This is a genomic window from Aeromonas sp. EERV15 (genome assembly GCF_900079845.1).
In the GTDB taxonomy this organism is placed as follows: domain Bacteria; phylum Pseudomonadota; class Gammaproteobacteria; order Enterobacterales; family Aeromonadaceae; genus Aeromonas; species Aeromonas sobria.
In genome coordinates this window covers 1-568 of record NZ_FKKY02000064.1, presented here as the reverse complement: position 1 = coordinate 568, position 568 = coordinate 1, and the positions used below count along the sequence as shown (strand labels likewise).

The 568-nt window shown below is 50.2% G+C and carries 1 pseudogene; it reads left to right on the top strand.

From position 1 onward, the window contains the following. Window positions 1–545 (top strand): annotated as a pseudogene (locus tag BN4575_RS20405) (IS630-like element ISAhy2 family transposase); the annotation flags it as partial. Between the last annotated feature and the right edge of the window lie 23 nt (window positions 546–568).

The window sequence follows — 568 nt, the reverse complement described above, 5'->3', positions numbered from 1 at the left end:
ATATCGACGCTGCGCTGGCCCGCTGTGATGCCGATAATCCGGTGTTTTATGAGGATGAAGTCGATATAGACCTCAATCCCAAATTAGGGGCCGACTGGATGTTCAGAGCGCAGCAAAAGCGGGTTGTCACACCGGGACAGAACGCCAAACATTACCTGGCAGGCGTTCTCCATGCAGGCAACGGAAGAGTGCTTTACGTCAGCGGGATAAAGAAAAACTCATCGCTGTTTATCGCCATGTTGGAAAAGCTGCGCCACCACTACCGACGAGCCAAAACCATCACGCTGATCCTCGATAACTACATCATTCACAAAAGCAATCAGACCGAGCGATGGTTGAAGAAGAATCCCAAGTTCTGCCTGGTATTCCAGCCAGTTTACAGTCCTTGGGTTAATCACATAGAACGGCTGTGGCACAAGTTGCATGAAACCATCACGCGCAATCATCAATGCAGAGGGATGGCCAACCTGCTGGCTCGAGTGAAACACTTCATGGATACCGTGTCTCCTTTCCCCGGGAATGGCTATGGCACAGCGAAGGTGTAGCACTATTAGGATCAGTTATTTAG